The organism is uncultured Veillonella sp., assembly GCF_934190855.1.
GTDB lineage: Bacteria > Bacillota > Negativicutes > Veillonellales > Veillonellaceae > Veillonella.
This window is the reverse complement of sequence record NZ_CAKPTN010000173.1, coordinates 1-3,352: the sequence shown is the minus strand read 5'-3', so window position 1 is coordinate 3,352 and position 3,352 is coordinate 1. Positions and strand designations below refer to the sequence as shown.

Genomic DNA, 3,352 nt, shown 5'->3' with positions numbered 1-3,352 from the left:
GCATGAGGAGCTGTAATAGTAGTAGTTACATCATCTTGATAGAAAAGACCCTTCAAATTAGTCAAAACGATGGCCTTTGTCCGTGGGTCATATTCAATCTTTTCAGCCGATAAGGCCCACACTAACTTTCCATCTTTTTCCTCTTGTAGGTCAGCACCTTGGAAATTAACGAGTTGACCACTCGGATTTTGAGTGGTAGTAACCTCATTAGAGTCTTTCATAATGTATACGATAAGACCAATTAAAGCCAACACTATAGCGGCCACAATGGCAATTAATTTTTTATTGTTTTTCATGTGCCCTCTCCCGTGCAGCTATCTTCTTATCATAATCAATAATTTGATCCATCTTAGTCATCCAACGATGTTGGAACCAAAGCCATTCATCTGGATGCTGACGGATAAAGTCTTCAGTAACACGTACACATTCTTCTGTTAAACGGTACATATCTGCATCTTCATCACCAGTTTCAATATAATGCAATGCTGGTAAAATATGAACAATATGCCCACCTTCAGGCTTGCGAGATGCAAAAATTGGAACTACAGGAGAACCAAATTTTTTCGCAAATGTAGCTGGCCCAATAACTGCTGAGGATTCTTGACCTAAAAACGGAACTGGTAAACCATGTATATATCCATCTTGGTCAGCTAAGAAGCCAAGCAGTTTTTTCTTTTTTAAGGCCTTTGCAGCGGAAACGATTTCGTTGCCACCACTTGCAAATACATCAAGCCCTACCATCTCACGATACTCATTCATGAGACGTGTAAATTGAGCATTTGGTTGTTTTTTTACAATGGTAGTAGATGGGTATCCATGAGCCGCCATAGCAGCGCCCATCCATTCCCAGTTGCCTACATGTCCAGTAAGAACAATAACGCCTTTATCTTCTGCGATGGCTTCTTCTAAATATTCCACACCACGCATTTCAATATGTTTATCGATAAAGGATTTTGTAAGGTTTGGCATGTACAATACTTCCATAACACTTCGGCCAAGATTTTTGAACAGCCTATCAATTAATTGTTCCGCCTCTTGATCATTCATGTTCATGCCAATTTTGATATTTTTAATACCTCTAAGTTTTTGCTTCTTCGCTATTAGCCCATATACAGGACCTAAACTAGCGCCTATGAGCAAAATGAGCTTGTACGGCAGTCGGCAAACAAGCCAACTAAGGCCTTTAACTAAATGGTATTGCCATTCGTTATTCATTCTGCCCACCTCCTTTATTGTCCATGAGCATGGGCCTCTCGTGCATAGTCTGCTACGACAGTTTCCCATAATCCTTGATTCTTCAAGATATATTCTACCGCTTCTCTTACGGCACCTTGACCGCCATTAACAGTAGAAATAAATTTTGCCAATTGTTTTACCTCTGGTACCGCATTATTTGGTGCCATTGGTAAACCAACGATTTGAAGAGCCCCCAAATCATTGAGGTCATCTCCCATGTATGCAATCGTCGCTAAGTCGATTTCATGTTCTGCACAGAGAGTTCTTAATGCTTCTGTTTTATTAGCATGGCCCATAAGGAGTGCATCAAAGTGAAGCTCCTTAGCACGACGCTCAACCATCGGGGAAATACGAGCTGTAATAATTGCAAGTTTAATCCCTGATTTGCGAGCCGCCGTTAAACCTAAGCCATCTTTTACAGAAAAAGATTTTAACTCTTCTCCACTCGATGTATAAACGAGAGATCCGTCAGACAAAACGCCATCCACATCGAGAACAATCCATTGAATATTCATTATACAATGCCTCTACGCAATAAATCCGTAATATGCACAATGCCAAGACATACATTATTACTATCTACAACAGGTAGTACAGTAATTGGACGTGGTTGATTTTTCTCCATCAAGTGAAGAGCTTCAGCAGCCAATTTGTCCTTAGTAATTGTGCGAGGCATAGCAGTCATCATATCCTCTACAGGCCATTCCAAGAAGTTACTGCCAGAATCGAGACCACGGCGAACATCACCATCAGTAACAAGACCTAATAAGTGACCTTCTTCATCGATTACATTAGTAGCGCCCAATCCTTTCTCTGTCATTACAAAGAGTGCATCTCGAACAGTAGCACCCTTGAATACAGTTGGATTATCTTCACCACCATGCATGATATTTTCCACAGTCAGCAACAATTTGCGACCTAGAGAACCACCTGGATGGAATACAGCAAAGTTTTCAGGTGTAAAATGATGACGTTCTAGTAAGCATACCGCTAATGCATCACCAAGTGCTAATGCAACGGTAGTACTAGTAGTAGGTGCTAATCCTAATGGACAAGCTTCCCGTTCTACCTCTGCCAACAATACGATGTCGGAGTTTTTTGCTAATGTAGATTCTGGTTTTCCTACAACACAGATCAATTTAGCCCCAATGCGACGCAAGGATGGTAAAATACTAATGATTTCACCAGTTTCACCGCTATTAGAAAAGGCTAATACTACGTCATCCTCTGTAATCATACCGAGATCACCATGTACGCCTTCACCGGGATGCATGAATAATGCTGGAGTACCTGTACTAGCCAAGGTAGCCGCAATTTTACGACCAATATGACCAGATTTACCCATCCCTGTACATACTACACGGCCCTTACAAGCCAAAATCATATTTACAGCATTTACAAAATTGTGATCCAAACGAGAACTTAATTCTTCGATAGCACGAGCTTCCTCATGAAGCACTTGTGCAGCTTGTTCTAAAATAGTCACAAATACCGCCCCTAACCTTTTACGATTTTATCAATAGCTACTAAATCGCGAAGCACAGCTTCGAATTGATCTAAATACAACATGTTTGGACCATCGGACAATGCTTCCTCTGGATTATCATGCACTTCAAAGAATAAGCCATCTACGCCGCTAGCTACAGCTGCACGTGCCAAGTTAGGCACAAACTCACGATTACCACTAGATTTAGTACCTGCACCACCTGGTAATTGAACACTATGAGTAGCATCAAAAATTACTGGGTAGTCGAAAGAGCGCATAATTGGGAATGATCTCATATCTACTACGAGGTTGTTATAGCCAAAGCTAAAACCACGTTCTGTGAGCATAAGATTTTCATTACCCGTTTCTTTCATTTTATTAAGAACATTTTCCATGTCCTTAGGAGCCATAAATTGGCCTTTTTTAACATTTACACATTTACCAGTTTTTGCAGCCCCGTAAACAAGGTCTGTTTGGCGGCATAAGAAAGCTGGAATTTGAAGAATATCTAATACTTCAGCTGCAGGCTCTATTTGCTCGATAGAGTGAATATCACTTACAACTGGTACGTTGAGTTCCTTCTTAATAGACGCAAGCATTTTTAGACCTTCTTCTAGACCAGGGCCACGG

At 40.8% G+C, this 3,352-nt stretch carries 5 protein-coding genes; all 5 read right to left on the bottom strand.

Annotation, left to right across the window (positions count from 1 at the left end; translation table 11 throughout):
- The coding region (gene lptC / locus Q0F90_RS08275) for an LPS export ABC transporter periplasmic protein LptC (RefSeq protein ID WP_296004670.1) at positions 1-296 on the bottom strand (296 nt) is incomplete at its 3' end.
- Complete coding sequence (locus Q0F90_RS08270; protein WP_296004668.1) at positions 283-1,215, bottom strand: lysophospholipid acyltransferase family protein; 933 nt, start codon at positions 1,213-1,215, stop codon at positions 283-285. The genes lptC and Q0F90_RS08270, both read right to left, overlap by 14 nt.
- 14 nt (positions 1,216-1,229) lie before the next feature.
- Positions 1,230-1,751, bottom strand: coding sequence for an HAD family hydrolase (locus tag Q0F90_RS08265; protein WP_296004666.1), 522 nt, complete (start codon positions 1,749-1,751; stop codon positions 1,230-1,232).
- Positions 1,751-2,722: an SIS domain-containing protein gene (locus tag Q0F90_RS08260; protein ID WP_296004664.1), complete on the bottom strand. Its 972-nt coding sequence runs from the start codon at positions 2,720-2,722 to the stop codon at positions 1,751-1,753. The genes Q0F90_RS08265 and Q0F90_RS08260 overlap by 1 nt, the downstream gene beginning before the upstream one ends.
- A gap of 11 nt (positions 2,723-2,733) precedes the next feature.
- The coding region (gene kdsA / locus Q0F90_RS08255; protein ID WP_296004662.1) for a 3-deoxy-8-phosphooctulonate synthase at positions 2,734-3,352 on the bottom strand (619 nt) is incomplete at its 5' end.

Bases quoted from the DNA above. Each gene is read 5' to 3' on its own strand.
- Q0F90_RS08270 (WP_296004668.1), bottom strand. From the start codon at position 1,215: ATGAATAACGAATGGCAATACCATTTAGTTAAAGGCCTTAGTTGGCTT.
- Q0F90_RS08265 (WP_296004666.1), bottom strand. From the start codon at position 1,751: ATGAATATTCAATGGATTGTTCTCGATGTGGATGGCGTTTTGTCTGAC.